The 787-nt window shown below is 45.7% G+C and carries 1 protein-coding gene and 1 pseudogene; both read right to left on the bottom strand.

The features are described 5' to 3' along the window. Window positions 1-534 (bottom strand): amidohydrolase (locus OB236_RS19160; protein WP_262685441.1); only part of this gene is annotated, 534 nt, incomplete at its 3' end. A gap of 63 nt (window positions 535-597) precedes the next feature. Next, a pseudogene (locus OB236_RS19155) lies at window positions 598-787 on the bottom strand (amidohydrolase); the annotation flags it as partial.

Raw genomic sequence — 787 nt, 5'->3', positions numbered from 1 at the left:
CATTATATTGCTTGAAGTAAACGGATGCCATGTAATGGCTGCATCAACATCGTTGAAATAGCCCGCTCTTGCTAAATATACTTTCCCGCAACCGCCTTCCTCGGCTGGACAACCGAAATACTTCACTGTTCCCTTAACGTTGTTTTCTTTCATGTATTCCTTGACGGCAAGCGCAGCTGCCAGCGCACCGGTGCCAAGAGCATTATGGCCGCATCCGTGGCCTTTGCCTCCTTCTACTAGAGGCTTTTTTTCCGCAATCCCCGCTACCTGGCTTAATCCATACAGAGCATCATATTCTCCCAAAAAACCGATTACCGGTTTCCCACTGCCGTAGCTCGCTACAAAAGCTGTTTCCATGTCCGCTATGCCCTTTGTTACGGCAAAACCTTCTTCTGCTAAAACCTTGCACAAAAGTTCAGATGATTTGTACTCTTCGTATCTGGTCTCTGCATATTCCCATATACTGTCACTGACCTTGAGCAACATCTCCCGTTTTGCTTCAATATACGGTAATATCTTTTCTTTTATCACCATATTGATACCTCCTAACGTGTTTTGATGAATGTACGCTCTTGACATTTTGACGCTGGACTTTATTTACCTTAAAGGTGACGGTTTAACCTCAGGCGGAATCGGACATATGTACGTCTCCCCACCCCGTCTGTTGTCAAATTCCTCTTTAGCTTTTGCCACCAGTTCAGGATTTTCCAGCAGCTCTACACCTGCAAGCGCCATAACTTTGCCTGCATGTAACATGCCTTTGTGGCAAAGGTCCGATTTCCCTTGT

It is taken from the genome of Paenibacillus baimaensis (assembly GCF_025567575.1).
Note: the sequence above shows the minus strand (reverse complement) of the source record. Positions and strands in the feature narration are given on the sequence as shown.